Raw genomic sequence first — 26,999 nt, forward strand, 5'->3', positions numbered from 1 at the left:
CCCCGGAAACAACAAGTACTCGGTCACAGCAGATCCCAGGTGAGCGGCGTACCGGCCTTCGCATCGACGCGGAACGGGCGGCCTTCAACCTCGGGGAAGAGGTGTGGGGCGAGGCCTCCGGCGGGGCGGATGGAGCGCACGTTTTCACCGGTGACCGGGGCGCCGGCGGAGACGTCTTGGGTGACATAGAGGGAACGGCGGAAGCGCAGCACGTTCTGCTCGGCTTCCTTGGGGCCGATGACCGGGCGGCCGAGGGCCAGCTGGGCGACTCGGGTGTTCTCGACGAGTGCTTCGAGCTCCTCGGGCTGCAAGGAAAAGGCCGAGTCGACACCGCCGTCCTCGCGTTTGAGGGTGACGTGCTTCTCGATGACGGTGGCGCCGAGGGCGACGGCGGCGATGGCGGCGCCGATGCCCATGGTGTGGTCGGAGAGACCGACCTGGACGTCGAGGGCGTCGCGCAGGACCGGGATGGCGCGCAGATTGGACTGCTCGGGCGGTGCCGGATAGCTCGCCGTACAGGACAGGACGATGATCTGTTCGTTGCCGGTGGCCCGCGCGGCGCGGACGGCGGCGTCGATGTCGGTGAGGGTGGCGGAGCCGGTGGAGATGATGATCGGCTTGCCGGTCTCGGCCATGCCCTGGACGAGCGGCAGGTCGCCGATCTCGTTCGACGCGACCTTGTACGCCGGAACGTTCAGCTTCTCGAGGAAGTCGATCGCCGTCGGGTCGAAGGCGGACGAGAACGCGACCAGCCCGAGCGACGTGGCCAGCTCGAAGATCGGTTCGTGCCAGGCCCACGGGGTGTGCGCCTCTTCGTAGAGGTCGTAGAGCCGCGCCTCGCTCCACAGTTCGTGCTCGACCGGCAGCCGGAAGGCGGGCAGATCGACGTCGAGGGTCATCGTGTCGGCGGTGTAGGTCTGCAGCTTCAACGCCTGCGCGCCGGACTCGGCGACTGCCCGGACGATGTCCTTGGCCCGCTCGAGATCGCCGTTGTGGTTCCCCGACATCTCCGCGATGACGAACGGCTGATGCTCGGGCCCAACCGGCACTCCACCGATCGAGATGGTGTCCTTCACTTCTTCCTCCGGTCCTCGCGCCGCAGACTGATCGGGATGACAGTCACCGCGCCCCGCTGCTCGGCCGCCCCCTCGACGAACCGGAACCGCCGGTTCATCTGCCGGACGACGGTGTTGTGTTCGAGCACTTCGCCGGTCAGCAGGTCGAGCCCGAGCTCGTCGAACGCGTACGTCGTCGCCTCGCGCATCACCTCGATCCAGGCCGGCAGCGTCTCGCCGCGCTCGGCCAGCCCGTCCGCATCGAGGAAGAATCCCCATGATCCGGTCGTGCCGTGGAGGTCGAAGAAGTTGACCACCCCGGCGGTGCTGCCGTCCCGGACATAGATCAGCACTCGCCGCGCCGGATCCACCGAGGCCTTGGCCCACCACGCCGCGTGCTCGGCCGCACCGATCTCGTGCGAGGTGATGCTCACGTCCCGATTGGCCTGCTGGTTCCGCAACCGCCGGATAGTGTCGACATCGTCGTCAGTGGCGGCCCGCAACATGACCCCTAACCTAGCGTCTTCTCACCAGCGTCCCGATGTGTAAACATCTTTCCACTTCATCTGTTGCGATTGTCGGAGAGTGACATGAGAGTCTGGCGTGCCATGGGCGTACTCGGTGCCACCGCAGGTCTGTTACTGGGCGGAGTAGTCAGTACGGCGTCCGCCGCGCCGGCGCCGTCCGACGACGCTCGCTGTGCGCCCAGCTCGACCACACCGCTGCGGCAGTTCCGCGCAACCTGGATCTCGTCGGTGGTGAACATCGACTGGCCGTCGAAGACCGGTCTGACCGCAGCACAGCAACAGGCCGAGCTGACCGGCTGGCTGGACGATGCGGTCCGCCAGAAGCACAACGCCGTCGTACTGCAGGTGCGGCCGACCGCTGACGCGTTCTGGCCGTCCAAGGTGGAGCCCTGGTCGCGGTACCTGACCGGCGCCCAGGGTGGTGACCCCGGCTACGACCCGCTGAAGTTCGCGGTGGCTGAGGCGCACAAGCGCAACCTCGAGCTGCACGCCTGGTTCAACCCGTACCGGCTGTCGATGGGCACGGACATCAACGCCCTGCTCCCGACCCACCCGGCGCGTCAGCACCCGGAATGGGTCGTCACGTACGGCGGGAAGCTCTACTACAACCCCGGCATCCCAGCAGCACGCAAGCTGGTCGAGGACGCGATCATGGACGCGGTGTCGAACTACGACATCGACGGTGTCCACTTCGACGACTACTTCTACCCGTACCCGGTGGCTGGTCAGGTCTTCGACGACGCGGCGACGTACGTGCAGTACGGCGGTGGCATCCCGACCCTGGCCGAGTGGCGTCGCAACAACATCAATCTGCTGATCCAGGAGATCCAGGGGCGCATCAAGGCTGAGAAGCCGTGGGTGAAGTTCGGCATCTCGCCCTTCGCCGTCTGGCGCAACAAGGCGACCGACCCGGAAGGCACCGACACCACTGCGGGCGTGCAGACGTACGACGACCTGGCCGCGGACACCCGTCGCTGGGTGCGTGAGGAGTGGATCGACTACATCGTTCCGCAGGTCTACTGGGCCGGCGGCTTCGCACCGGCGGACTACAACAAGATCGTCCCCTGGTGGGCCGAGCAGGTCCGCGGCACCGACGTGCACCTCTACATCGGCGAAGCGACCTACAAGGTCGGTACGTCGACGCAGTCACCGGACTGGGCAGACCCGGCGGAGCTCAGCGACCACATGACCTTCGTCAGCACGATCCCCGAGGTCAAGGGCAACATCTTCTTCTCCGCCAAGGACGTCCGCGCGGACCGCCTCGGCGCGACCACTCTCCTCAACAACACCTGGTACACGCGCCCAGCACTCATCCCCGCCATGCCCGCGCTGGACTCGCGCGCCCCACTCCCGCCCCACGCAGTCCACGCGACCCGCACCACCGCGGGCGTCCAGCTGAAGTGGCGCCCCACCTCACCCGACAGCACGTCGTACGCCGTCTATCGTCGCGAGCTCCTGGCCGGGGACCACTGCCCCGACAACGACGCCCGCAACCTGCTGACCACCACCCGCTCGCAGTCCTTCCTGGACACCACAGCAACCCCAGGCACGCGCTACCTCTACACAGTCACCGCTCTGGACCGCCTGTCGAACCAGAGCATCGCCATCCCCACCATCAGCCTGCGCTAGACGCCAGGTGAGCTAGGCGTGAAGTTCGGAGTGGAGGCGTTGCCGGTCGGCAGCGTCCCACTCGGGATGGGCTGGCTCGGAGTGAAGGGGCTGCTGGGCTGCTGTGTCGGGAGCGTGCCGCTCGGCTGCAGACTCGGGAACGTCGGGAAGGTCGGTGTCGGGCTGGGGAAGCCCGGTGTGCCGCTAGGGAATCCCGGAGTCCCGGTCGGGAACGACGGAGTCGGCGTGGGAGTCGGGAACGGGCTGTTGGCTGGGGGCGGCGGGTAGAGCTGGTAGACGCGGACGTTGCCCAGTTCGAAGCGGAGGTCGGTGAGGCGGTCGAGATTCTTCGGGGGCTGGGTGACGCGGTCGTCGAGCAGGAGCCACTGGACGCCGTACTTGGTGCGCAGTGTCTCGAGGAGCTCGCGGGTGGGGTTGGTGAAGACCTCGTCGTTGAGGCGGAGCTTCTCCTGGTCCCAGTAGTCGCTCTGCGGCTTGCCGGGGTAGGTGTCGTCAACGCGGGTGCGGTAGGCCCAGCCCTGGACCAGGACGCGGCGTTCGGCGTAACCGGCGATCCAGTAGGAGCCGGCCAGGCAGCGCGTGGTGCTGGGTTTGTGGCAGTGCACGTTGGTGGCGATCCGGTCGTTGGAGCCGGAGTTGCGGCGAATGAAACGGGCCGCCTCGATGCCGCCCGGTGCGATCGACTCGTACTCCGTCAGTGACGGGGTGGCGAACTCGCGCACCGACACCAAGGTCGGGGACACCGTGGTCCCCAGCAGGACGGCGACCGCGATGACAGCCCAGGTACGGCGGGAGCCGCGCAGAATCAGCCCGAAGAGTCCGATGCCGAGTGCTGCGATCACCAGTGCGACTGCCAGTCCCTGGCCGAAGCAGTTGGTCGAAGTGCAGGAGTCAGGGGAGCGATAGCGGCCCCAGTAGATCGCCGCTGCCCCGATGAGCAGTGCGACCGCGGCAATCCAGTACTGCTTGCGCTCCAACGAACTAAGGCCCCACGTGGCCAGCAAAACGCCGTACAGGAAGCCGGTGCGGACGAAGAAGAGCTGTGCGCCGCCCTCGTCGTACAGGAGGGACGCGGCGGCCACTGCGGCGAGTAGACCGACTATCAGGAACACCGGTAGTGGGTCGCGGCGTACGCGGCTCCTGATCAACAGAGCGCCGACGGCAGGCATCACCCAGCCGAGGACGACCACTGCCGCAATCACCGCAACCGCACTGCCTCCACCCATCCGGTCAGCCAGCCAGTCGAACGTGCGGCCCGGGTCGAAGAGGACGCTGGACTCGGTGCCACGCAGTACGACGAAGAAGGTGAGCACGTAGGCCGCAGCGACACCCAGACCGAGCAGCAGTCCGCGTAGGTTGAGTCGACCCCTGCGGACAGTCAGGTAGACCCAGGCGGCGGCCAGACCGGCGCCGTACACGGGCAGTGTGGTCGCCTTGGTGAGAGCAAGCGCAGCGATCAGTACGGCGGCCACGACCAGCAACCGGAAGACGTGTGCACGAGGCGCGCGTCCGGGCTGGCGGCGCAGCAGTAGGGCGGTGACTGCGATGAGCGGTAGCAGCAGCACAGTCGAGAACGCCTGCGGCGGATTGGTCAGCTGACCGAGTGCGAACGGCCCGTCCGAGAAGACTCGGTCCGAGACTGCCCACGGCCAAGAGGTGAGTTCGCCAGCTGCCACTGTCAGTCCGGCCGCGATCGGTGCGGCGACTGCGCGACCGGTCAGCACCATGCCGACAGCGGCCGCGCCGACAACCGTCAGGAGGATCCACGCGAACGGGACCATCCGATGCGTCAGTACGTCGAGTGGAATGGTCGTGATCCAGTGCGATGACGCGATGTGGTCGTACGCCGCCCAGTGGCCGGTCAGCCACCGGCCATCGGCGTACGGGAGTCTTGGGGGGAAGTGGTGGGTCAGCTCACCAGCGATGGCGAGGTTACGGGGCGCGTCGGAGTTCGGCCGGAGGGCGGCTGGTCCGTGCAGTGGGATGAGCTGTGAGCCCGTCCGGACGAACCACGCGCCTGCTGCACCGACTGCGACCATCACACCCGCAGTCGCCCACCATGGTGTCGGTCGCTGGGCTCGTGGGGTGCGGGGGAGCGCACGGAAGATGCCGATTGCCAGTGCGGGCATCAGCAACGCCGCAAACGGCATGCTGAACAGCATTCCGATCGGGTACACCAGTGCCTCGACCGCAAGCCCGAACGCGGTCCCCAGGACAGCGTCCACGGCGAACCACCCGGTCCCGCCGGTCAGCCGCCGCCAGAACATGGTCCCCGGGATGGCGATCACCACGAGGAAGTACGCCAGGTACGCGATCGGCATCCACACCGGATGCTCCTGCAACCCCACGAACCACGCCAACGGCAGCACCGGCAGACTCGCCAGCCCAGCAACACCCATCCCGCGCCCACCACGACGCCGCTCACCCCGCCGCCGCCAGAACCGCTTCTTCGGGGAAGGAGCGGCAGGAGGAGTCGCAGCCCCGGCCGGCTTCTCGGCGGCATCCGCAGCCGGTTTGCCCTCGGGCTTGCCCTTTTCGGCATCCGCCTTGCCCTCCGGGGCAGCCGGAACAGCCGGCAGTTCCTGCGTGACCGCCTCGGGTGCGGTCTTCGGGTCCCCCTCGCCAGCTGCGGTCACCCGGAGAGTCTAGGCATGTCATCGGACCGCTGAGCCGTTTACCACCGGCACGATCGCCTTTACACTCAGTAACCTCCCAGGTCTCGCAGCATCCGGGAGGTCCCATGGTCGTCCTCCACATCGCCGGCCTGCCGGTCGAGGAGGTTCTGCTCGCCGCGATCGCGGCCGCGAGCCCACTGATCGCGCTGATCGGCTGGGAGATCTCCAGCCGGATGAAGCGGCTCAAAGCAGCCCTCCGCCGCAACCCCGCGGATCCGACATGACACCCTCGGCGGCCCGGCCACGACCGGCTAGGCTCTGGGGTCATGAGTTCGGTCGCGCGGGACAGGGTCCGGGAGTTGATGGGTGAGGTGATGACCGCACAGGGCAGGTCGTTACCGGCCGACGACGGTGCCGAGCTGCGCACGATCGGATTCCGGTCGCTGGACTTCTCCGAGCTCGCTCTCCGGGTGGAGGACGAGCTGGGGGACGAGCTGAACTTCGATGCCCCCGGGCTGCGCCGGATCGCCACCGTCGGCGACGTACTGGACTTCATCGAACAACTCCAGACGGCGTGACTACGCGGCGCCGGACCACCGCACTGATCGGTGACGACAACACCGTGGTCGTCACCGGCAAGAGCCTGACCTGGCGGACGCTGCACAAGCTCCCACAACTGCCCTCCCCGGCCGCAGTCCTGGTCGACAACGGCGCTGACGCGCTAGCGGCCCTCAGACACCATGCAGTGCACGGCACTGAGCTCCTGGTCGCCACCAGCTCACGTGTCGACGAGTACATGCGCGAAGAGCTCGGTGAGAGTGGCTTCTCGATCGTCCTGCCTGGCGGTGACGTCACTCCGGCCCGGCTGAAGCGGGTGGAGGAGTCAGGCCGTGCCTGGCTGCTCACCTCTGGTTCGACCGGCCGCCCGAAGCGCATCGGTCACACGCTTGAGTCACTCACCACTGTGACCGCCGACCAGCCGCCGCGTACCTGGCTGCTGCCCTACTCGCCCGGCACCTACGCGTGGTGGCAGGTCGTCACGATCTCTTTGACGCAGCGAGACCAGGGCTTGGTCGTAGTCGAGCCACACGAACTGGAGGACTGGCCTCTGACCGCCGCCCAGCACGGCGTCACAGCAGCCTCCGGTACGCCGACCTTCTGGCGGCAGGCGATCTACCGCGACTCCGAGGCCCTGGCCGCCGTACCGCTGGAGCAGATCACGCTCGGCGGTGAGCCTGTCGACCAGCCGATCCTCGATCAGTTGCGCGACCTCTTCCCAAAGGCCCGGATCTCCTGGATCTACGCGTCCTCCGAGGTCGGCGCCTCGATCGTGGTGCACGACGGCAAGGCCGGCTTCCCGCGCGAGTGGCTGCAGCGCACGCCCGATCCCGACCGCCCGATGCTGTCGGTGGAAGGCGACGAGCTGGTGATCCGCTCACCGCACCACGGCGCCGGACTGGTCGGTGCCGTGCACACCGGCGACCGGATCGAGTACGACGGCGACCGGGTGCTCATCACCGGCCGTCTCGACACCGACGAGATCAACGTCGGCGGCTCGAAGGTGTCGGCCGGCGTCGTCCGCAACGTGCTCATGGGACACCCAGGTGTCTCCTGGGCCCGGGTGTTCGCCCGCAAGGCCCCACTGGTCGGCCGGATGGTCGCGGCCGAGGTGGTGTCGAACCAGTCGCTCGGCCCGATCACCGACGCCGATCTGGTGCAGTGGTGCTCGAGCCGGCTGCCGGACTACGGCGTACCGCGGCGGATCAAGTTCCTGGACGAGATCCCGCAGAAGGAGACGCTGAAAAGCGATGTCTGAGTCCGTACCGCCCGCGTCGGTCGTGCTGGTCTCGGGTGGTTCCCGCGGCCTCGGCCTGGCGATCGTCACCGACCTGCTCGCCGCAGGGATCAAGGTGGCCGCCTTCGCCCGCACAGTGACCCCAGAGCTCACCGCACTCGCGTCGAAGTACCCAGACCAGCTGTACGCCGGTTCTGTCGACATCAACGACTCCCCAGCAGTACAAGCGTTTGTGAAGACCGTGGAGTCGACACTCGGCCCGGTCGACGGCCTGGTGAACAACGCAGCGATCGGTCAGGACTCACTGCACGTCCACACCAGCCCGGAGCGGCTCGAGGACATCATCCAGACCAATCTGACCGCACCGCTGGTCCTCACCCGGTTCGTACTGCGCCGGATGCTCGCCAAGGGCCTGAAGGGCCGGATCGTCAACGTCACCTCGATCTGCGCGCAGCGCGGCTACCCAGGCCTGGTGGCCTACTCGGCAACCAAGGGCGGCATGGACGCGGCCACCCGCTCACTCGCTCGTGAGCTGGGTGGCCGCGTCCTGGCCAACGCCGTAGCGCCGGGTTTCTTCGCCTCCGATATGTCAGCAGTGCTTGGACAGACCCAGCTGGACCAGATCGTCCGCCGTACTCCGACCGGTCACCTGACCGAACCGGAGGACGTCGTCCCCGTGGTCCGGATGCTGTTGCTGGACAACACCAACATCAACGGTCAGGTGCTGGTCATCGACGGAGCCGCGTCGATCTAAGCAGGCTTGATGTTCTGGTTGCGCCGGAACACGTTGTCCGGGTCGTACTTCGCCTTGATCTGCTGCAGCCGCTCGTACTTGGGCCCGTACGTCGCCTTGATCCGCTCGTCCTCGGCCTCCGTCATACCGTTGACGTAGCTGCCGATTCCAGCCGTGTACGGCTGCAACGCCGCCCAGAACGACCGGGTCCACTGCTGGTCGGCCTCGTACAGCTCCGGCACCGGGGCCAGGCCGACGATGAACACGGCGAACTGGTCGATGCGCTTGCCACCAAAGGCAGTAGCGTCGTCGTCGACCGCTGAGTACGCACGGTCGAGCCGGTACATGAGCGTCACCGACAGCGGCGAGGTCTTCTTCGGGAACTCCCGCGTAATCACCTCGATAGCGCCGTCCGACAGCTCTTCGAGGTAGGAGCCCTTCTCGTACGCGTAGCGCCCCCACGCGTTCGGCTCGTCCAGTGACTGCTGCAGGGCGACGTACGGCATCGGCGTAGCGAACTCGAACGACGGCGGCAGCGCAGTGCGGATCCGGTCCAGCACCTCCGCGTGCTCCTCGGGTGAGCCGAAGCCGACAACCACCAGACCGAAGCCAGGTGCGAAGTGCAGTGCCTCCGGGACAAACGGTGCCGGCGGCGCGTTCAGACCCGCGATGACGATGTTCACGTCTTCCGACAGCGTCGGGTAGAGGTCACGGGCCAGCCGCAGTACGTCGGCGCCCTGGTCGGCCGTCCAGAACAGCAGGCCGTAGTGGATCATCGGCCCGGCCTCGTGCAGCCGGAACTCGAACTCGGTGACCACTCCGAGGTTTCCGCCGCCACCACGGACGCCCCAGAACAGATCCGGGTTCTCGTCCTCGGCGGCGCGCAGAATGCTGCCGTCCGCTGTCACGATCTGCACGGACTCCAGGTTGTCGATGGTGAGCCCGTGCTTGCGCGTGAGCCAGCCCATGCCGCCACCGAGCGTCAGACCACCCACTCCGGTGTGGCTGATCATCCCGGCCGGTACAGCGAGGCCGTGGGCCTGCGTGGCCGCGTCCAGGTCGCTGAGCAGCGCACCGCCACCGACTCTGGCCCGCCGGGCCTCGGCGTCGACCGTCACTGCGTTCAGACCGCTGAGGTCGATCATCAGACCGTCGTCGACCGACGACGCCCCGGAGACACTGTGCGCACCGCCGCGGACCGCGATCTCCAGACCGTTCTCCACCCCGTACCGCACCGCGGCCGCGACGTCCTCGGCGCTCCGCACCTGAGCGATCACTGCCGGTCGCCGGTCGTGCTGCGCGTTCCACAGTCGCCGCGCGTCGTCGTACCCGTCCTGTCCTGGTGTCAGCACCGTCCCACTGATGCTGAACTCCGCGAGCTGAGTCATTGCATTCCTCCCCCATTGGTCTTGCCGCCAGGCTAAGTTGGCGGACCCGTCGGGGCGGAGGTCCTTTAGGGCAGATCTTCGCGCGGATTCGGGACCGGCGCCAGGTTATCCACAGGCTGTATGGGATCCGTTTGGGTGCGGCTCCGGACGGTGTCAGACTCGACCGCGTGAGTGACGACGAAATCCTGCGCCTGCTGCCGATGGCGGCCGCGATCGTTGCCGTGCACGACGATCGCGCCGACCTCGAGCTGGCCCGCCTGGGTGCGTACGACGAACGCGACCAGGCGCAGGTGGATCGCGTGCTGCTCGGCTTCCTGAACGGCCTGTTGCGGACCACCTGGGAGCGTGGCTGGACGCCGGCCGACGTCATCCAGCACGGCCGTCGCGAGTTCGACCCGGGGGTCGAGCCACTCCTGCTGGCCGCGATCGCGACCGAACACCGCAGCTATCGCGACGACATGATCGATCCGCGCTGGCTCGACCAACTCATCGACCTCGGCATCGAGCCGCCGTACACAGCGCTCGACCTGACCGCCTGGGGCACGGGCCAACGCATCGGGCGCTACCTCGCGCTGCGGCACACGCTCGCCCTGGCCGGCTTCCTGCAGACGCTGCCGCCGCTGGCCCGGCTGTTCCCAGCACCAGGCACGACGGTACGGCGAAGCTTCGGCGACCGACCCGCGGTCCCGGCGAACGCGAAGATGCTCTCGCGGATCCGCAGCCTGCTCGCGAAGGCGGAGGCGACCGAGTTCCCGGACGAGGCAGAAGCGTTGTCCGGCAAGGCGCAGGAGCTGATGGCCAAGTTCGCGCTGGACCGGGCGCTGGTCGAGGCGGATCCTGCGGTCGAGATCCCGGACGACTCGGCCGCCCGGCGGATCTGGCTGGACACGCCGTACGTGTCGGCCAAGGCGCAGCTGGTCGGTTCGGTCGCCACGGCGAACCGTTGCCGCACGGTCATGATCGAGCAACTCGCCGTGGTCACTGTGATCGGTGCCGACCTCGACCTGCAGCTCACCGAGATCCTCGCCACCTCCGTGCTGGTGCAGGCGAATCGCGCAATGATTGCCTCCGGCAAGCACATCGGCCGGTACGGCGAGTCCCGGACCAGGTCGTTCCGGCAGTCGTTCCTGATGGCTTACGCGCAGCGGATCGGCGAGCGGCTGCAGGCCGCGACGGAGGCGACCCAGGCCGCCGTACCGGCAGTGGATGCGGATCGGCTGCTGCCGGTGCTGACGCGTCGTGAGGAGCAGGTAGAGGCCTTGTTCACCAAGCTGTTCCCGAACACCACGACCCGGCGGACGCGGATCACGAACGGTGCAGGCTGGCAGGCCGGGCTGAGCGCGGCCGACCAGGCGCAGCTCGAGGCGCGCCGTCAGGTCCGCCGATGAAGGTCCACGAGACCTCGATCGAAGGCCTGCTGCGGATCGAGCTCGACCTCCAGCCGAACGCCGACGGCTGGTTCGAGGAGAGCTTCCACCGCGACAAACTCGCCACCGCCGGGATACCGCCGTACGACGTCGTCCAGCACAACGTCACGTACTTCGAGCGGGCCGGGATCCTGCGCGGGATCCACGCGGAGCCGTGGGACAAGTACCTGTCGCCGTCGGCCGGCCGGGTGTTCGTGGCGATCGTCGAGCTGCCGACCGGGCAGGTCGAGACGTTCGAGCTCGGGCCTGGGGATGCGCTGTACGTCCCGCGCGGTCTCGGCAACTCGTTCTGCACCATCGCTCCGCACACGGTCTACAACTTCCTCGTGAACGAGCCGTGGTCACCGGAGCGGATCGCGGTCAACCCGTTCGATCCGGAGCTGGCGATCCACTGGCCGGCGATCGAGCTCAGCTACACCGAGCGGGACGCCGCGAGCCCGGCGCTGGCCGAGGTCAGGACGCAGCAGGCCTGAGGCCGCAGAGCACGATGTCGAGCAGCCGCATCGCCTGCTCCGGCTCGATGTCGCGACCCATGTTGATCCCGCCGACCAGGCGCATGATGTCGGTCAGCTCGAGCTCGGGCCGAACGTCACCGCTGGCCTTCGCCTTGGACAGCAGCAGCTCGCCGGCGTCCTGGACGTTGGTCTTACAGACCTTGAAGAACGCGGAGTCCTTGCCCAACGCCTCGATGAGCTCCGCGGCCAAGGTCTTCTTGGACAGCCCGTAGCCGAGGAAGCTGCGCAGCCAGGCGGCCAGTGCCTCGAACGGCGGCAGCTCCCGATCGAAGTCGTACGCCCGATCGCAGACCGACTGGATCTCGTCGACGTACACGGCCTCGAGCAGAGCCGTCCGGTTCGGGAAGCGACGGTAGAGGGTGCCGATGCCGACGCCGGCCCGGCGGGCGATCTCCTCCAGCGACGTGTCGGTGCCGTGCTCGGCGAACGTCTGCCGGGCCGCCGAGACCAGGAGGTCGTAGTTCCGGGCCGCGTCCGCGCGGGTCGGCCGCGTGCTGGGCAGCGGTGTCGATGCCATCGAACCTCCCTCCAGAAAGTTCGCAGAGAATATCGCTTGCAAAGCGGAGGAGGCCTCCGTATTGTGAAACGGAGGAACGCTCCACTTCCTCCCTCAACTGTAGCCCCTCCGGGGTAAGGAGCAATATGTCAGGCACGACCACCCGGCGACCCGGGATTGTTCTCGCGGTCATCCTGGTCACCCAGCTGATGGTGATCCTGGATGCGACCGTGGTGAACATCGCAATGCCCAAGATCCAGCACGCCCTCGACTTCAGTCCGTCCAGCCTGTCCTGGGTGCAGAACGCCTACGCCCTGGCCTTCGGCGGTCTGCTCCTGCTCGGCGCCCGCGCCGGCGACCTGCTCGGTCGCCGCCGGGTCTTCATCGCCGGTGTCAGCGTCTTCACCCTCGCCTCCCTGCTCGGCGGCCTCGCCCCGAACGCCGAGCTCCTCCTCACCGCACGAGTCCTGCAGGGCGTCGGTGGCGCCATCGCAGCACCGGCCGCTCTGACCCTGATGATGCTCACCTACCGCGAAGGCCCTGAGCGGATGAAGGCCCTGGGCTACTACAGCCTGGTCTCGTCCGGCGGTGGCAGTGTCGGTCTGGTCCTCGGCGGCATGCTGACCGACTGGGCGTCGTGGCGCTGGGGCCTCATCATCAACGTCCCGATCGGTATCGGCCTGATCATCGCGGCCCGCAAGGTGCTGACGGAGACCGAGCGCGAGACCGGCCGGTTCGACATCGCCGGTGCCGTGACCTCGACAGTCGGCATCACGGCGGTCGTCTACGGGTTCATCCGCGTCGCCGATATCGGGTGGACCGCCCCCGAGGCGATCGCCGCGTTCACTGCCGGTGTGGTCCTGCTGGTCGCCTTCGTGCTGATCGAGCGTCGCGTCAGCCACCCGATCGTCCCGCTGCGACTCTTCCGGAACGCATCCCGCTCGGCGTCGTACCTGACCATGCTGTTGGTGGTCGGCACGATGTTCGGGATGTTCTTCTTCCTGACCCAGTTCCTGCAGGGTGTGCTCGAGCTGAGCCCGCTGGCGGCCGGGCTGGCGTTCCTGCCGATGACCGGTCTGCTCTTCGCCGCGTCGCGCGTCGTCCCGAAGGTGCTCAACCGGATCGACGGCGGGCGTCTGATGCTCATCGGCTCGCTGCTGATCACGGCCGGCACGATCTGGCTGACCCAGCTCGACGCGTCCAGCACCTACCTCGCCAACGTGGTCGGACCGATGGTCCTGTTCGGACTCGGCGCCGGCATGCTCTTCATCCCGCTGGTCGGCCGGGCCATCGCCAACGTGGCACCGGAAGACTCCGGAGCCGCATCGGGCCTGCTGAACGTCGTCCAGCAGGTCGGCGGTGCACTAGGCCTCGGCATCCTCGTCACAGTCTTCGGTACGGCGAGCCGTAGCTCCGCCGGTACGACGCCCCGCGCCGTACTGACCGATGGCGTGCACGCGGCCTTCCTCGGTGCCGCCGTGTACGCCGTACTGAGCCTCGCGATGATCGTGATCAGCGTGAAGCCGTGGACCTGGCTGCGCCGCTCAGAGCCCGAGGCTGAAGGTGATCCACTTGCTGTGGACGCTGAAGCCAAGGCTCTCGTAGAGACCGAGGGCACCAGTGGGGTTGTTGGCGTCCACACCTAAAGACGCCCGCTGGTAGCCGGCCCGGGCACCCTCGGCGAGCACCTTCGCCAGGGCGGCCCGGGCCAACCCACGTCCGCGGTACTCACGCCGTGTGCCGACCTGACCGACGTACACCTCCCGTACGCCGGTCGCCTCGGTGTCGGCGGCCCATTCGTAGCCGAGCGCGTACGCCGCCACCGTGTCACCGTCCAGCACGACGTACGACAGCTCCGGCCGGAACGACCGCGACCCGGTGACATGGGTCTTCCAGGACTCGGGATCGCGCGGCAGCGCAGCCCAGTGGTCCCGAAAGGCCTCGTTATGCGCCGCTCGCAACTCCTCGTCCAGTGCGGGGTCGAACGGCACCAGCCGAAGGCCATTTGCTGTGACGGTCTGCACTGGTGTGTCCAGCGCTCGCTTCATGTCGAAGAAGTAGCGGCTCTCCTCGAAGCCCAGCCCGCGCAGCATGGCGATCGTGCCGTCGTGAGTGCTCTTCGCACTGGCCCGAACCTCACCGGGGTAGTCCGGAAACGTCGCAGTGTGCTGCTCACTCGCACCCCGGATGGTCCAGCGCATCAGAGCAGCGCCGACACCACGCCGGCGCCAGTCCGGATGCACAGTGCCTTCGACGTCGACCCGGTCCACGTCAACGACCGACGTACGCGGGTGGAGCTTGGCGTAGCCGACCATCTGCTCGCCGGACCACAGAGCGATCGTGGCCTGCTCGGTGTCGAGGTGTGGATCGGACAGCTCCTCCAGGAGGTCAGCGGCTTCGTAGTTCTCGCCGCCCTGGTCGACCAGCTCGCGGGCGGCGAGCAGATCGGCCCAGGCCTGTACGTCGCCCGTGGTGATCGGCCGGGCGACGATCCCCTCGGGCCAGCTCACTGGAGCTGCTCGCAGAGCCAGCGGACAGCCATCGGGTACCGGTACTCGATACCGCCGTGCTTGCCGTCGAACAGCTCGAAGTGCACCTTCTCCTCCGGTACGCCGATCGCCTGCAGCCCGCGGTGGAACGCGGTCGCACCCAGGTCGAGGTAGTACTCGTCGCCGCGGCCGGCGTCGATCCAGATGGCGCGCATCGTGCGCGCGGCGTCGGCGTACTGCGGCTGCTTGAGCATCTCGACCGGATCCAGTGCCAGCCAGCGCTCCCAGACCTCGGGGATCACCTCGCCGAGGTCGTTGAACGGCAGCAGCACGGTCCCATCCGGCTCGGCCGAGAACGCCGAGGAGACGCCGTAGATCTCGTAGAGCTCGATGTCCTCGTTCTGCAGCCGGCCCGCTCGCCCAGCGGCGTCCTTCAGGAAGTTCTGGATGTCGCTGTCGTACTTGTCCCGCAGAATGCGGGCGATTCTGGGGAAGTCGCTGCGGTAGCTGAGCTCGAAGCTCGCATCACCAGCATGCGTCGCCATGGCTCCGAAAACGTCCGGCCGCATCAGAGGCATCACCATGGCGGTGTAGCCACCACTGGACTTACCAGTCATAGCCCGGTGGTCGCGGTCCGCGATGGTCCGGTACGACGCGTCCACCCACGGCACGATCTCGTCGCACACGTAGGACAGGTACTGGCCGGCACCGGGGGAGTCGAGGCTCTGACTGCCGCCCAACCGGGTCCAGGTGTCGACGAACACCACGATGGCCGGCGGAACGTCGCCGACCGCGAACATGGCGTCCAGTAGCTCCGGGTAGGGCTGCCGGAAGGCCATGCGGTTGAAGAACATCCCGAGGTGACCGGTGTAGCCCATGGTCACGTAGACGACCGGGTAGCGCTGGTCGGACTCGTTGTACCCGGGTGGCAGGTAGACCAGCACCGGACGCTCGTGCGGGTCACCCAGTGGGTTCCCCCGCAGCAACGCACTGTCGTAGGTCCTCTGCTCCAGTCTTCCCGCCCAGTCGATCGACCACGGCAGCATCGACAACCCCCTTCAGACAGTCACATCGCGTCCGGTGCCGCGATACCTAGTAGACCTAGCCCATCCTGCAACACCTGCCGGGTCGCCGCGCACAGCGCGATCCGGCTGCTCCGGTTTTCACCCCTCAACACTGGACACTGTTCGTAGAACACAGACAACGCGGCGGCCAGGTCGTACAGATAGGTACACAGCCGATGCGGCTGCAGCGTCTCCGCAACCTGCAGCACGATGTCGTCGAAGCCAGTCAGCAGCAGCGCCAACCGCTGCTCCACCGGGTGCTCCAGCACGGTCACCTCGCCGCCTGTGCTCTCGGCCTTCGTGAGCAGCCGAGTCAGCCGTGCGTGCGCGTACTGCAGGTAGGGACCGGTATTACCCGTCATGGCGACCATCCGGTCCAGATCGAACACGTAGTCGTTACCCCGGTCGCTGGACAGGTCGGCGTACTTCACCGCACCGATGCCAACGGCCACCGCAGTTGCAGCGCGGTCCATACCGGTCTTGTCAACCAGCAGTGCATCCGCCCGCTCGACCGCCTCGTCGAGCAGCGTGGTCAGCTTGACCGTGCCACCGGCTCTGGTCTTGAACGGCTTGCCGCCCGGACCGAGCACAGTGCCGAAGCTGACGTGTTCGGAGGTCGTTGTCGGCGGCAACCACCCGGCCGCCCGCGCCAGCGTGAAGATCATGTCGAAATGCAGCGCCTGCCGATGGTCGACGACATACACGATCCGCTTGGCCTGCAAGGTCTTCACCCGGTGCCGGATCGCAGCCAGGTCGGTAGCGCTGTAGCCGAAGCCGCCGTCGGACTTCCGCACGATCACCGGCAGCGGCTGACCGTCGCGTCCGACGAACCCCGGCAGGAACGCGCAGGACGCCCCCTCGGACTCCGTCAGCAGACCGTCCCGTTCGAGCTCGTCCACAATCACCGGCAGGTCGTCGTTGTACGCGCTCTCGCCGACCACATCATCCCGGGTCAGCGCCGAGCCAAGCCGGGCATACACCTGCTCGAAATCGGCCAGACTGACGTCCACCATCCGCTGCCAGCTCGCCCGCGTCGCCGGATCACCGGTCTGCAGCGCGACGACCCGCAGCCGGGACAGATCGGCGAAGTCACCGTCACTGTCGAAGTGCCGCCGGCTCCGCTCGTACAGCTCCTGCAATCCCTGCAAATCAAGGGTTTCCGGGTCCAGACCCTCTTCGAGCAGCTGCTCGATCATCATCCCGTACTGCGTGCCCCAGTCGCCGACGTGGTTCTGCCGGATCACCTCGTAGCCGACGTACTGCAGCACGTTGCAGACGGCGTCCCCGATCACGGTCGACCGCAGATGACCGACGTGCATCTGCTTGGCCACGTTCGGCTGCGAGTAGTCGACGACGACGCGTTCGCCCCGCGGCGCGAACGCCGTACGGGAGTTCACCGCCGCTGCCAGCACGTCGGACCGCAAGGTCAGGTTGACGAAACCGGGCCCTGCGATCGCAGGTGTCTCGCACAGATCATCGACCTTGAGTGCAGCGAGCAGGCGTGCGGCAACCTCCCGCGGCGGCAGGCTGAGCTGGTTGCCGAGCCGCAACGCCAGATTGGTCTGGTAGTGGCCGAACTCAGGTTTGGTCGCCGACCGCAGCTCCGGATCGAGCGTGATACCGAAGGCGGCGGTGGAGGCATGGATGAGTCTGGAGGCAAGCGCAGACAACACAACGGACATCAGAAGTCCTTCAGAACGACAGACGTGAACAGGGAAGCTGAGGTGTTCAGACAGTCTGTCGTCGTCGCGTCATGTCAGCCATTATGCATGAAGAGAGCTCCAGTACGCCGACGGTGCCGGCGACCGCTCGGCCAGCGGAGTGATCGCCGGTACGTCGTTCTCGCCCAGAAACACCCGCCGTACGACGCGCTCGCCGGCCCGGCCGTCGTCGTACTCGCAGAAGCGCTCCCGGAACAGCTGCCGGTGCTTGGCGGCCTCTGGTGCGGCAAAAGCACCACTGCGGAACGCGGTGAGCAGCTCCTCCGCCGACCGGGCGACCACGCCGGGCGGGAACTCGGTGAGATCGAAGTAGGCGTCCCGAGGCGGCCCGTCGATCAGCAGCACGATCGGACGGTCCAGGTTCGCGTAGTCGAAGGTGAGGGGCGAGTAGTCCGCGATCAGGACGTCGGCCGCCAGCATCAGGTCGTCAACACGCGGCCCCGCGTTCACATCGAGAACCACCGCGTCGTCCAGCCGGCCCAGGTCGAAGTGTGACTCCTCACGCGCGTCCAGCAGCACCAGCTGTGAGTCGTTCAGCCCGAGCCTCGCCCTGACCGCCCGGACCTCCGCCAGCGTCGCGGTCAGCAGCCGGTCGTTGCGCGGGTACCCGTACTCGAGCTCTTCGAAGTACGACGGGTAGGTGCGCTCCCAGATCTCGGAGGAGTACCGGTTCGAGGACAGGTTGAAGTCCCAGTGGTCCACCTGATGGAAGTCCGGCCGAGTGGTCAGCCTCTTGAGCGGTGTGCCGTGCTGAGTCTGCAGATGGACCTGCCCGGAGCGCTTCTGCACGTCCTTCGGCCAGTCCGCGTTGTTGACGAAGTACGTCCCTCGCGCGAGCAGCTTCTGGTACGCCGGTGACCCCGCGACGACGTACTCGACGCCCTCCGGGATGTCTGCCAGGTGCTCCGCCTCGATCACCCAGACCCCGCGGACCTGTGGCGCCAGCTCGGCCGCCCTCTCGTAGATGGCGCGTGGGTTGCACGCATACCGGGTGCAGCGGCAGGCGGCGTACACGGCGAGGTTCGGGTCGAGTTTGGCGCGGTGCAGCAGCTTGTCGGTGGTCTTGCGCGGACTCGGGATCTGCAGCATCTTCCCGGTCACTTTGAGCGTCGAGTACGTCGCGTAGTCGTCGTAGATGAGCTGCCAGCGCCGGAACCCGCGCCTGCTGCGGTCAATCGTGTAGTCCTCGGGCTTCCACCGCTTGGCGAACGCATGGGCCGCATGGAAGAAGTCGGCGCGGTCCTCAGGAGCGATCCGCTCCGGCTTGGCCAGTACGGCGAGGATGTGGTCGAGCGACCGGTCGAAGGCGAACCGGCGCCAGCCGGCCAGCTCCGGATCGGACTGGATGAACGCGTGCACCCGGTCGTACTGGTCGAAGATGTCCCACTGCCGGCGGCCGCTGGTGGCGTGGATGTTGCCCCCGGTGCGGTGCTGGCGGTAGTGCACCACCACCCGGTCCAGGGTGGCGATCCGCTCCGCGGTCAGCATTGTGGAGTACGTCCAGGGCGCGTCCTCGTAGAAGCCGGCGGTGAAGGCGAAGCCGTGCCGAGTGAGGAAGTCGCGTCGGTAGGCCTTGTTCCAGACGATCTCCAGGAAGGTGAGGAAGATCGGCCGCTCCGCCGCGGTGAAGACCCCGGCGCCCTCCCGGGCGAAGGCGTCGTGCCGCTGGTTGCCGACCAGCCGCCCGTCCCAGAAGATCCGCTCGTAGTCGAACATCACGATGTCCGGCTGCCCGGTGTCGTCGATCCGGCGGGCGATCGCTGCCAGCGAGCCGGGCAGGTACAGGTCGTCGGCGTCCAGGAACAGCACGTACTCGCCGCGGCACTCCTTCAGCCCGGCATTCCGGGCCGGACCGAGCCCGACGTTCTCCTCCAGGTGCAGCACGTGCACCCGCGGATCGGCGGCGGCGTACTCGTCCAGGATCCGGCCGGAGCCGTCGGCATCCGCGTCGTCGACGCCGAGCACCTCGAAATCGGTGAAGGACTGGCTGAGCACCGAGTCCAAGCAGGGCCGCAGCCACGCCCGGGAGGCATGGCAGGGGACCACGATGCTGAACTTGGGGACGGTACCGAGCGCCATGCCAAGTCATCCTAGGCTGCAGGTATGACAACAGATGTGTTCGAGCCACTCGCTGGTCTGGAGGGGGTGGGCTCGGCGGCACGTGCGGCGCGGGATGCGGTCGACGTACTGCTCCGGGACAGAGGGCTGCGCAAGGTGGGCGCGGACATGACCGCCGAGGCGTTGCTGCGGGGCGCGCACGCGTCGGCAGCGCTGGCGGGCAGTCCGGCGACGCTGGACGAGGCGCGGGCGGGCAGTACCGACCCGTTGGTCGCCGGAGCGGTCCGGATCACCGGTGAGCTGATGCGCCTCGCGCCACAGGTGGACACCGCACCGGTCCAGGTCTGGACCAGACTGCACCAGTTGGCCGGGGCCGATCTGGGCCCGGAGCCGACACTGGGCCATTTGCGGACCAGCCGGGAGCCAGTGCCGGACGACATCCCCGGACTGCCACCGGCACCGCCCGCGGACGAGATGTGGGAGCGGTTGAGCGCGCTGGGCAAGGCGCTGAGCCGGCCGTCCAAGGCGCCGGGCCTGGTGGTCGCCGCGATCGTGCACGCCGAGCTCGCCGTACTGCGCCCCTTCCCGACCGCCAACGGACTGGTCGCCCGGGCCGCGGAGCGCGCCCTTTTAGTTGCCCGAGGCATCGATCCGGTCGCGGTCACGGTCCCGGAGCTTGGTCACTGGGAGTTGTCGGCAACCTATGTGCCGGCCCTCAACGACTACACAGCGCGAGGTCTGGTCGGCGTCCGGGATTGGTTGCTCCGGTCCTGCGAAGTCGTTGCCCTGGGGGCCGAGCGGTCACCGCTGGCGGGCTGAATCTTTTGCAGTGCTGACACATGCGAACGGCGCTCTCACGGGGAGAGCGCCGTCGCTGGCACGTCAACCTGGTTACCATGCGTGCACCTGTCTGCCGCCACAGGACTGGCCTGGGTCGCGCTGCCCGGTTGGGATGGGCTGGTCGCCGCGTGGGTGCCTGACTGCCGTGCAATCTCTACCGGATCCGAAGATCCTTTGTGCTTCCTTTGTACTCCTGAAATCCCTTCCTGTGAAGGGGATGTGCGGTGTTCATGGAGTTGAGAAGAATGAAGCAAACTTCAGCTTTGGGTTACTCCGCCGATGATCTGCCGCGCCGCCTGGATGCCAGCAGGAAGGCCCCGGCGGCGATCCCCGCGACCACGCCGGCGGCCAGGGCGGGACGCCGTACATCCTTCAGCCGGGAACGCTCGGTGAGGCCCACCGGCTCGCTGAAATCCAGCACCGGCCAGTCTCGCGACAGCGCGAGCCGGCGCAGGGCCTTGTCCGGGTTGACGGCGAACGGGTGCCCGACCGCGGCCAGCATCGGCTCGTCGGTGATCGAGTCGGAGTAGGCGTAGCTGGCGGCCAGGTCGTAACCCTCGGTCGCGGCCAGCGCCTGGATCGCGGTCGCCTTGTGCGGCCCGTAGGCGTATTCCTCGATCACGCCGGTGTACTTGCCATCGGCAACTACCATCCGGGTGGCGATCACCTTGTCGGCGCCGAGCATCGCCCCGATCGGCTCGACCACCTCGGCGCCGGACGACGAGACGATCACCACGTCCCGGCCGGCCGCGTGGTGCTGGTCGATCAGCTCGACGGCCTCCTCGAAGATCATTGGCGTGACGATGTGGTGCAGGGTGTCGGCGACGATCGCCTTCACGGTCCCGACGTCCCACCCGGTGCACATCGCCGACAGGTACTCGCGCATCCGCTCCATCTGGTCGTGGTCGGCGCCACCGAGCAGGTAGACGAACTGCGCGTACACACTGCGTAATACGGCCCGCCGGTTGATCAGCCCGCCGGCGTAGAACGGCCGGGAGAAAGCGAGCGTGCTCGAGCGCGCGATGATGGTCTTGTCCAGATCGAAGAAGGCGGCCGATCGGGCGGTCTCAGAGGGCGGTTCGGCGTGCTCCATGAGGTCGAGGATAGGCCGGTGACTCACGCTGGGGAGAAACGCCGAGCGACCCGGGCTTTTGTGTTGGCGACTCTCCCGTTAGACTGTTGAGTAGTGTGACAGTGGTACTGGTCGCAACGGTCGGTTCACCGGCCGTGACGCCCGGAATCAGCGCGCTCGGTTGCAACAGAACTGAGATGTGTGAGGTCCGGACTCGGGGGGTACATACCTCCTGACAGTGGCAGACTGTCGCCTCCTGAACGGCCCCCGGCTCCTCCCCCCGAGCCCGTGGCCGAAGACGGCCCCCGGTCACCCCCCCGCCGGGGGCCGTCGCCTTTCCTCCTCCAGGTGCTCTGAAACTTTCGGGAGTTCCGTTCTGGGCGGTCTCGCCCGGAGGACGTTCCACTGTACAGAATCTGTATATTTTTCATTTTCGTGAGCGTGAGAGCGCGTTCACTTTATGCAGGGTCTTGACAATGTAGTTACGCAGCCACAGTTTCTAATCATGAAACCGCCTGCACCCCGCCCCCAGGCACTGGTCTTCAGCCTGATCGCTCTTGTCCTCGCCCTCACGGGCCTCGTCCTGGTCCCAGCGACCGGACATGCCGCCACCAACCTCGTCGTCAACGGCTCCTTCGAGTCCGGCACCCTCTCCGGCTGGCAGTGCGCCGCCGGCAGTGTCACCAGCACCGCCCACTCCGGTTCCTACGGACTGCAGTCGGCTCCCAGCGGTTCCGCCACCGGACGCTGCAGCCAGACAATCTCGGTCCGCCCCAGTACGGCGTACACGCTGTCGGCCTGGGTGACCGGGTCAAACGTCTACCTCGGTGTGGACGGGGGAGCTTCGACCTGGACGACCAGCAGCTCCTGGAGCCAGCTGACTGTCCCCTTCACCACGAGCGCCTCGGCCACGTCGGTGACCATCTACCTGCACGGTTGGTACGGACTACCGCCGTTCGGCGCGGATGACGTCGTACTGGATGGCCCGGGCGGTACTCCGGACACCACTCCGCCGTCCACTCCGGGTGGACTGGCTGTCGGCAGCCCGACGTCCAGTTCGTTGCAGCTCAACTGGTCCGCTGCGACAGATGCGAACGGCATTGACCACTACGACGTCGTACGGGGTGGTGAGGCTCCGCAGAGCGTTGGCAACGCCACCAGCTGGACGGCGACCGGGCTGACCCAGGCGACGACGTACAGCTTCAAGGTGCGGGCGTGTGACCCCAGCGGCAACTGCTCGCCGTACGGCGCGTCTGCCTCCGGTACGACGACCACCGGGCCGACCAACCCGGGTGGGAGCCTGCCCCAGCACGTGCTGACGGGGTACTGGCAGAACTTCAACAACGGTGCCACCGTCCAGAAGATCTCCGACGTACCGGCGGCGTACGACCTGATCGCGGTTGCGTTCGCTGATGCGGATGCCGCTCGGCCGGGTGGGATCACCTTCACCCTCGACAGTGCGGGGCTGAACGGGTACACCGTGGCGCAGTTCAAGTCCGACATCGCCGCGAAGAAGGCTGCCGGGAAGAAGGTCATCCTGTCGGTCGGTGGTGAGCGCGGCACGATCTCGGTCGGTAACGCGACTGCTGCGGCCAACTTCGCCTCGACCGCCCTGACGGTACTGCGGGAGTATGGCTTCGACGGGATCGACATCGACCTCGAGAACGGCGTCAACGCGCAGTACATGGGTCAGGCGCTGCGCAGTCTGCAGAGCCAGTTCGGCAGCGGTCTCATCATCACCATGGCGCCGCAGACGATCGACATGCAGGCGACGACGTTCGAGTACTTCAAGCTGGCGCTGGCGATCAAGGACATCCTGACCATCGTCAACGTGCAGTACTACAACTCCGGTGCGATGAACGGCTGCAACGGACAGGTGTACTCACAGGGTTCGGTCGACTTCATCACGGCACAGGCCTGCATCATGCTGCAGAACGGCCTGCGCCCCGACCAGGTCGGTCTGGGCCTGCCTGCGTCGCCGCGGGGCGCCGGTAGTGGCTACGTCTCGCCGACGATCGTCAACAACGCCCTGGACTGCCTGGCGCGTGGGACGAACTGCGGCAGCTTCAAACCGAGCACCACCTGGCCGACGCTGCGCGGTGCGATGACCTGGTCGACCAACTGGGACGCGCTGAACGGCAACCAGTTCGCCAACCAAGTCGGCGCCCACGTCCACGCCCTGCCCTGATGCACAACTACCGCCCCGCTCCGGTGCTGGAAGCGCTCGGTGTCTGCTCGGAGGACGAGCAGCTCTACCGGGCGCTTCTGGCCCGCCCGGAATCCACAACGACAGACCTGGCGAACGACACCGGCTGGCCGGCCACACGGATCGCCCGGCACCTCCGATCGCTGCTGTCTCTCGGTCTGGCCTCCCGCATGCCGGGGAGGCCGGCCCGCTACTTCCCAGCGGTCCCCGAGGCAGCAGTCGAGCTGCTGGCACTCAGGAAACAGGCAGCCATCGTGGAAGCCCGAGTTGGTGCTTCCGTGCTGACTGCCGAGTTCAGAGCTCGCCATGATGCGTTCACGGTGATCCGTGGCGCCGAGGCGGTCGCGCAGCGGTTCTACCAGGCACAGCAGTGCGCCCAGGACGAAGTACTCGTGTTGGACCGGCCGCCGTACGTCGTCGTGCCGGTCGAGGCGCGTAGGGCGCACGGGGTCACGTATCGGACGATCTTCGACATGGACTCGCTGTCCGAGCCGACTGATCTGGTGGCGGCCCGTTCCACCGGTTGCCGGATGCTGCGCGACGTACCGCTCAAGATGCTGGTCGTCGATCGCCGGATGGCGTTACTGCCGACCAGCCACGACGTGATCGTTGAGCTCGGTCCGTCGAGTCTGCTCGACGGACTGCTCCGGCTCTTCGAGCTGCTCTGGCACCAGGGCAGTCCGCTGTCCCCGACGCCTTCGGACGGGCCGCTGAGCTTCGAGGACCAGCAACTGCTCTCGCTGGCCGCTGCCGGGCTGACGGACCAAGCCATCGCCCGGCGACTCGGAGTCGCTCAGCGGACCGTCGAACGACGCATGCAGCGCATTCTCCGGGCACTCGACGCCACCACTCGGTTCCAAGCAGGCCTCCGCGCCGGACAGCGAGGCCTACTGGTTTAAGTTGCGCAGCATCGCGTTGCGCTGTTCCAAAGCCTGACTGGTGGTGGGGATCAGCTTGGCGTCCCCCACACCGATCTTGCCCTGGTTGGCCGTCACGAACTCGCGTGTCCTGCTTTCGTACGCGGCGAGACCCTCGTTGGCTACGGAGTGCGCGAGCCTGTACGCGCCGACCAGCGCCAGGCTGGTGCCCTGCCCAGTCAGAAACGACGGTGCGTAGGCGGCGTCGCCCACCAATGCGACGTTGCCTCTGGACCACTGCGGCATCCGGATCTGGCTGACGGTGTCGACGAACAGATCATCCGCGTCGCGGAGTGCGGTGAGCATCTGTGGCACCTCCCAGCCTGCGTCGCCGAAGGTCTCGGCGATCAGGTCAGCCCGTGGTTGTGACTGCGCGACGGTCAGCAGGGCGTGCACCTCGTCGTCGCCGACGGCATAGACGGCCGCAGCTCTGCCTGGGGTGTTCCACATGACGACCTCATCTCTCAGGCCGAAAGAGTTGGGCATAGTGAACCCGGCGAAGCAGTACCCGAGGTAGTGCTGGAACTGCTCTTCCGGACCGAACACGAGCGCCCGGGTCCGTGAGTGCAGACCATCTGCGCCGAACACCAGGTCGAACGTGCGTGTGCCACCACTGGCGAACGCGACGTCGACTCCGTGGCCGGACTGGTCGAGTGACACGACAGAGTCGCCGAATACGAACTCCACGTCGTCACGGACCGCGGCGTACAAGGCTTGGGTCAGGTCTCCGCGCCGTACCTCGAGGTCCTGTCCGGCATCGCTGCCGGCGAGGGCGTGCGGATCGACCGAGGCGATCGTGCTGCCGTCCTCGTTGAGGAAGGTGAGCCGCCGCAGGTCGATCCGTGCGTCCTCTAGTTGCGGGAGGATCCCCATCCGCCGGACGACTTCCAGTGCGGGGCCGCGGATGTCGATGGGGTAGCCACCGCCGCGTGGAGCGCTCGCCTTCTCCACCACCGTGACTTCGTAGCCGTATCGGTTGAGCCAGTACGCCAGCGCGGGACCGGCGATACTCGCTCCGGAGATCAGGGCCTTCATACGGTGACTCCCTTGCGCATAGTGCGGATGACCAGCAGAGACAGTGCGGTGACGGTGGCGGCGATGACGAAGCCCGTGCTGTAGGCCGATTCAGCCGGGATCTGCGTCCCGGACAGCCTCCCGGCGGAGAGGACGGCTCCGCTGACCTGTACGCCGGCGGCGAAGCCGAGCACGCGGGTCACCAGTACGAGGCTGGTGGCGATACCGGTGTTGTCCTGGTCGACGGAGTCAGCGGTCTTGATGACCATCGCCGTAATGCAGACACCACTGGCCAGGGCGATCAGTGCCTTGCCGACGACGAGGTGCCAGACCTCGGTGTGGACGAACGCCAGGGCGAACAGTGCGGTCGTCATGACGGCGATTCCGGTGCCGAGCACGGCGCTCGCGCCGAAACGCCGTACTGCGATCCCACCGAGCGGACCGCTGACCGCCGCCGCGATGGCGCTGGGCAACAGGTACCGGCCGATGTCAGTGGAGCTTGCCCCGAAGCCGTACCCGGCCGCGGACACGTCGAACAGCTGCGGCACGAGGTAGGTCGCCGACGCGGTGCCGACGCAGACGGCGAAGGTGATCACGTAGGAGCTCCACAGTGCAGGTTTCGAAAACAGCCGCAGATCGACCATCGGCGCGGGGGAGCGGCGTTCGACGCGGATCCATCCGGTCACCAGTGCGGCCAGCAGTGCGACGAGGGCGCCGAACAGGAGCGGCTTGTCGAGGGCGTCGGGCGCGACTTTGAGCCCGGCCATGAGCGTCACCAGAATGCCGCTCAGCAGCACCACGCCGGGCCAGTCGATCCGGGCGTCCGAGCGGGCCGGCGGATCGTTCGGCATCAGCCAGTGCACGAGCAGGGTCGTGATGACGACCGCGATCGTCGGGATCGCGAACATCCAGTGCCGCGACAGCCCCTCCGCGATCGGACCGGCCATCAGGGTGCCCAGCATTCCGCCGCCGACGAACATTCCGCTGACCACCCCGATGGCCACTGCGGACTCTCCGGCCGGGAGGTGCTTGCGGACCAGGATGAACGAGAGTGGCATCGCGCCGACCATGGCGCCCTCCAGCACCTGGCCGAGCAGCAGCACCGGCAGGTTCGGCGCCAGCGAAGACACCAGGCCACCGGCCGCCACCACCGCCATCAGCCGGACCAGCACCCACTTCCCGCCGTGCCGGTCACCGAGGTTGCCGGCAATGGGCGTGATGATGGCGCCCGTGATCAGCATGGTGATGCTGAGCAACGCCCCCTGGGACGGACTCATCGACAGCTCGCGTTGCAGTAGCGGGAGCGTCGGTGTCACCACCGACTCCAGGGTGCCGGTGGCGGCGGCCAGCAGGCCGAGAGCCCAGACTGCTGCCTTCCCGACGCGGACAGGAGGATCCAGGGTTGTCGTCATGCCGTCCAGCCAACCCGGGATCCGTG

23 protein-coding genes are annotated in these 26,999 nt (G+C 67.3%); 11 read left to right on the forward strand and 12 right to left on the reverse strand.

Going from position 1 to position 26,999, the window contains the following annotated elements:
* Window positions 1–23: 23 nt before the first annotated feature.
* Together pseI and ACFCV3_RS07000 are read right to left on the reverse strand one after the other, a co-directional pair.
* A complete protein-coding gene (gene pseI, locus ACFCV3_RS06995; protein WP_376026933.1) occupies window positions 24–1,076 on the reverse strand; it encodes a pseudaminic acid synthase in 1,053 nt (350 codons plus the stop codon).
* Window positions 1,073–1,561, reverse strand: coding sequence for a GNAT family N-acetyltransferase (locus ACFCV3_RS07000; RefSeq protein ID WP_376026935.1), 489 nt, complete (start codon window positions 1,559–1,561; stop codon window positions 1,073–1,075). Before ACFCV3_RS07000 ends, pseI begins: the two co-directional genes overlap by 4 nt.
* Before the next feature lie 84 nt (window positions 1,562–1,645).
* Here ACFCV3_RS07000 and ACFCV3_RS07005 point away from each other — a divergent pair, with 84 nt between their 5' ends.
* Window positions 1,646–3,211 (forward strand): glycoside hydrolase family 10 protein, encoded by a 1,566-nt coding sequence (locus ACFCV3_RS07005; protein ID WP_376026937.1) that lies wholly within the window; start codon window positions 1,646–1,648, stop codon window positions 3,209–3,211.
* On the opposite strand, the gene ACFCV3_RS07010 is transcribed toward ACFCV3_RS07005, so the two are convergent.
* Window positions 3,208–5,847 (reverse strand): hypothetical protein, encoded by a 2,640-nt coding sequence (locus ACFCV3_RS07010; RefSeq protein WP_376026940.1) that lies wholly within the window; start codon window positions 5,845–5,847, stop codon window positions 3,208–3,210. The genes ACFCV3_RS07005 and ACFCV3_RS07010 overlap by 4 nt on opposite strands.
* A gap of 104 nt (window positions 5,848–5,951) precedes the next feature.
* Here ACFCV3_RS07010 and ACFCV3_RS07015 point away from each other — a divergent pair, with 104 nt between their 5' ends.
* From ACFCV3_RS07015 to ACFCV3_RS07030, 4 genes are read left to right on the forward strand one after another with little or no spacing between them, the layout of a single operon-like run.
* Window positions 5,952–6,110, forward strand: coding sequence for a hypothetical protein (locus tag ACFCV3_RS07015; RefSeq protein ID WP_376026941.1), 159 nt, complete (start codon window positions 5,952–5,954; stop codon window positions 6,108–6,110).
* Between the two features lie 42 nt (window positions 6,111–6,152).
* Entirely contained in the window at window positions 6,153–6,404 is a 252-nt protein-coding gene (locus ACFCV3_RS07020; protein WP_132412838.1) for an acyl carrier protein, read from the forward strand.
* Window positions 6,401–7,642: an AMP-binding protein gene (locus ACFCV3_RS07025; protein WP_376026943.1), complete on the forward strand. Its 1,242-nt coding sequence runs from the start codon at window positions 6,401–6,403 to the stop codon at window positions 7,640–7,642. Before ACFCV3_RS07020 ends, ACFCV3_RS07025 begins: the two co-directional genes overlap by 4 nt.
* Complete coding sequence (locus ACFCV3_RS07030; protein ID WP_376026945.1) at window positions 7,635–8,375, forward strand: SDR family NAD(P)-dependent oxidoreductase; 741 nt, start codon at window positions 7,635–7,637, stop codon at window positions 8,373–8,375. The genes ACFCV3_RS07025 and ACFCV3_RS07030 overlap by 8 nt, the downstream gene beginning before the upstream one ends.
* On the opposite strand, the gene ACFCV3_RS07035 is transcribed toward ACFCV3_RS07030, so the two are convergent.
* Window positions 8,372–9,742, reverse strand: coding sequence for an FAD-binding oxidoreductase (locus ACFCV3_RS07035; RefSeq protein ID WP_376026948.1), 1,371 nt, complete (start codon window positions 9,740–9,742; stop codon window positions 8,372–8,374). The two genes, ACFCV3_RS07030 and ACFCV3_RS07035, sit on opposite strands and share 4 nt — an antisense overlap.
* A 167-nt stretch (window positions 9,743–9,909) precedes the next feature.
* Here ACFCV3_RS07035 and ACFCV3_RS07040 point away from each other — a divergent pair, with 167 nt between their 5' ends.
* Together ACFCV3_RS07040 and ACFCV3_RS07045 are read left to right on the forward strand one after the other, a co-directional pair.
* Entirely contained in the window at window positions 9,910–11,130 is a 1,221-nt protein-coding gene (locus ACFCV3_RS07040; RefSeq protein WP_376026950.1) for a DUF2786 domain-containing protein, read from the forward strand.
* Window positions 11,127–11,642: a dTDP-4-dehydrorhamnose 3,5-epimerase family protein gene (locus ACFCV3_RS07045; protein WP_376026953.1), complete on the forward strand. Its 516-nt coding sequence runs from the start codon at window positions 11,127–11,129 to the stop codon at window positions 11,640–11,642. Before ACFCV3_RS07040 ends, ACFCV3_RS07045 begins: the two co-directional genes overlap by 4 nt.
* Here ACFCV3_RS07045 and ACFCV3_RS07050 read toward each other — a convergent pair.
* Window positions 11,623–12,201, reverse strand: coding sequence for a TetR/AcrR family transcriptional regulator (locus ACFCV3_RS07050; protein WP_376026956.1), 579 nt, complete (start codon window positions 12,199–12,201; stop codon window positions 11,623–11,625). The genes ACFCV3_RS07045 and ACFCV3_RS07050 overlap by 20 nt on opposite strands.
* Before the next feature lie 125 nt (window positions 12,202–12,326).
* On the opposite strand from ACFCV3_RS07050, the gene ACFCV3_RS07055 reads away from it, so the two are divergent.
* Window positions 12,327–13,826 carry an MFS transporter gene (locus ACFCV3_RS07055; protein WP_376026959.1) on the forward strand — a complete coding sequence of 500 codons (1,500 nt, stop codon included), beginning with the start codon at window positions 12,327–12,329 and terminating at the stop codon, window positions 13,824–13,826.
* Here the strand turns inward: ACFCV3_RS07055 and ACFCV3_RS07060 are convergent.
* The 4 genes from ACFCV3_RS07060 to ACFCV3_RS07075 all read right to left on the reverse strand — a co-directional run bounded on the left by ACFCV3_RS07060 (window position 13,725) and on the right by ACFCV3_RS07075 (window position 19,533).
* Complete coding sequence (locus tag ACFCV3_RS07060; RefSeq protein ID WP_376026962.1) at window positions 13,725–14,690, reverse strand: GNAT family N-acetyltransferase; 966 nt, start codon at window positions 14,688–14,690, stop codon at window positions 13,725–13,727. The two genes, ACFCV3_RS07055 and ACFCV3_RS07060, sit on opposite strands and share 102 nt — an antisense overlap.
* A complete protein-coding gene (locus ACFCV3_RS07065; RefSeq protein ID WP_376026963.1) occupies window positions 14,687–15,715 on the reverse strand; it encodes an alpha/beta hydrolase-fold protein in 1,029 nt (342 codons plus the stop codon). The genes ACFCV3_RS07060 and ACFCV3_RS07065 overlap by 4 nt, the downstream gene beginning before the upstream one ends.
* 20 nt (window positions 15,716–15,735) lie before the next feature.
* The gene (gene argS, locus ACFCV3_RS07070; RefSeq protein WP_376028692.1) at window positions 15,736–17,403 is read right to left on the reverse strand and encodes an arginine--tRNA ligase; all 1,668 of its coding nucleotides are present in this window, start codon (window positions 17,401–17,403) and stop codon (window positions 15,736–15,738) included.
* Window positions 17,404–17,496: 93 nt separating this feature from the next.
* On the reverse strand, window positions 17,497–19,533 hold the full coding sequence (locus ACFCV3_RS07075; protein ID WP_376026965.1) for a CDP-glycerol glycerophosphotransferase family protein: 2,037 nt from the start codon (window positions 19,531–19,533) through the stop codon (window positions 17,497–17,499).
* Between the two features lie 24 nt (window positions 19,534–19,557).
* Here ACFCV3_RS07075 and ACFCV3_RS07080 point away from each other — a divergent pair, with 24 nt between their 5' ends.
* Entirely contained in the window at window positions 19,558–20,331 is a 774-nt protein-coding gene (locus ACFCV3_RS07080; RefSeq protein ID WP_376026968.1) for a cell filamentation protein Fic, read from the forward strand.
* 289 nt (window positions 20,332–20,620) lie between these two features.
* Here the strand turns inward: ACFCV3_RS07080 and ACFCV3_RS07085 are convergent, their stop codons facing one another.
* A complete protein-coding gene (locus ACFCV3_RS07085) occupies window positions 20,621–21,445 on the reverse strand; it encodes an HAD family hydrolase (protein WP_376026969.1) in 825 nt (274 codons plus the stop codon).
* Between the two features lie 484 nt (window positions 21,446–21,929).
* Between ACFCV3_RS07085 and ACFCV3_RS07090 the strand changes: the two genes are divergently transcribed.
* Complete coding sequence (locus ACFCV3_RS07090; protein ID WP_376026972.1) at window positions 21,930–23,612, forward strand: chitinase; 1,683 nt, start codon at window positions 21,930–21,932, stop codon at window positions 23,610–23,612.
* Window positions 23,612–24,529 carry a helix-turn-helix domain-containing protein gene (locus tag ACFCV3_RS07095; RefSeq protein ID WP_376026974.1) on the forward strand — a complete coding sequence of 306 codons (918 nt, stop codon included), beginning with the start codon at window positions 23,612–23,614 and terminating at the stop codon, window positions 24,527–24,529. The genes ACFCV3_RS07090 and ACFCV3_RS07095 overlap by 1 nt, the downstream gene beginning before the upstream one ends.
* Here the strand turns inward: ACFCV3_RS07095 and ACFCV3_RS07100 are convergent.
* Both ACFCV3_RS07100 and ACFCV3_RS07105 read right to left on the reverse strand, forming a co-directional pair.
* Entirely contained in the window at window positions 24,518–25,582 is a 1,065-nt protein-coding gene (locus tag ACFCV3_RS07100) for an FAD-dependent monooxygenase (protein ID WP_376026977.1), read from the reverse strand. The genes ACFCV3_RS07095 and ACFCV3_RS07100 overlap by 12 nt on opposite strands.
* Entirely contained in the window at window positions 25,579–26,973 is a 1,395-nt protein-coding gene (locus ACFCV3_RS07105; RefSeq protein ID WP_376026980.1) for an MFS transporter, read from the reverse strand. Before ACFCV3_RS07105 ends, ACFCV3_RS07100 begins: the two co-directional genes overlap by 4 nt.
* Window positions 26,974–26,999: the final 26 nt, after the last annotated feature.

It is taken from the genome of Kribbella sp. NPDC056345 (assembly GCF_042262745.1).
Taxonomy (GTDB): Bacteria; Actinomycetota; Actinomycetes; order Propionibacteriales; family Kribbellaceae; genus Kribbella.

What these genes read in the sequence shown, in the direction of transcription:
- ACFCV3_RS07075 (WP_376026965.1), bottom strand. Translation starts at nt 19,533, where the DNA reads ATGGCGCTCGGTACCGTCCCCAAGTTCAGCATCGTGGTCCCCTGCCAT.
- ACFCV3_RS07100 (WP_376026977.1), bottom strand. Translation starts at nt 25,582, where the DNA reads ATGAAGGCCCTGATCTCCGGAGCGAGTATCGCCGGTCCCGCGCTGGCG.
- ACFCV3_RS07000 (WP_376026935.1), bottom strand. Translation starts at nt 1,561, where the DNA reads ATGTTGCGGGCCGCCACTGACGACGATGTCGACACTATCCGGCGGTTG.
- ACFCV3_RS07095 (WP_376026974.1), top strand. Translation starts at nt 23,612, where the DNA reads ATGCACAACTACCGCCCCGCTCCGGTGCTGGAAGCGCTCGGTGTCTGC.
- ACFCV3_RS07105 (WP_376026980.1), bottom strand. Translation starts at nt 26,973, where the DNA reads ATGACGACAACCCTGGATCCTCCTGTCCGCGTCGGGAAGGCAGCAGTC.
- ACFCV3_RS07055 (WP_376026959.1), top strand. Translation starts at nt 12,327, where the DNA reads ATGTCAGGCACGACCACCCGGCGACCCGGGATTGTTCTCGCGGTCATC.
- ACFCV3_RS07085 (WP_376026969.1), bottom strand. Translation starts at nt 21,445, where the DNA reads ATGGAGCACGCCGAACCGCCCTCTGAGACCGCCCGATCGGCCGCCTTC.
- ACFCV3_RS07005 (WP_376026937.1), top strand. Translation starts at nt 1,646, where the DNA reads ATGAGAGTCTGGCGTGCCATGGGCGTACTCGGTGCCACCGCAGGTCTG.
- ACFCV3_RS07045 (WP_376026953.1), top strand. Translation starts at nt 11,127, where the DNA reads ATGAAGGTCCACGAGACCTCGATCGAAGGCCTGCTGCGGATCGAGCTC.
- ACFCV3_RS07030 (WP_376026945.1), top strand. Translation starts at nt 7,635, where the DNA reads ATGTCTGAGTCCGTACCGCCCGCGTCGGTCGTGCTGGTCTCGGGTGGT.
- ACFCV3_RS07080 (WP_376026968.1), top strand. Translation starts at nt 19,558, where the DNA reads ATGACAACAGATGTGTTCGAGCCACTCGCTGGTCTGGAGGGGGTGGGC.
- ACFCV3_RS07050 (WP_376026956.1), bottom strand. Translation starts at nt 12,201, where the DNA reads ATGGCATCGACACCGCTGCCCAGCACGCGGCCGACCCGCGCGGACGCG.
- ACFCV3_RS07035 (WP_376026948.1), bottom strand. Translation starts at nt 9,742, where the DNA reads ATGACTCAGCTCGCGGAGTTCAGCATCAGTGGGACGGTGCTGACACCA.
- ACFCV3_RS07015 (WP_376026941.1), top strand. Translation starts at nt 5,952, where the DNA reads ATGGTCGTCCTCCACATCGCCGGCCTGCCGGTCGAGGAGGTTCTGCTC.
- ACFCV3_RS07090 (WP_376026972.1), top strand. Translation starts at nt 21,930, where the DNA reads ATGAAACCGCCTGCACCCCGCCCCCAGGCACTGGTCTTCAGCCTGATC.
- ACFCV3_RS07020 (WP_132412838.1), top strand. Translation starts at nt 6,153, where the DNA reads ATGAGTTCGGTCGCGCGGGACAGGGTCCGGGAGTTGATGGGTGAGGTG.
- ACFCV3_RS07065 (WP_376026963.1), bottom strand. Translation starts at nt 15,715, where the DNA reads ATGCTGCCGTGGTCGATCGACTGGGCGGGAAGACTGGAGCAGAGGACC.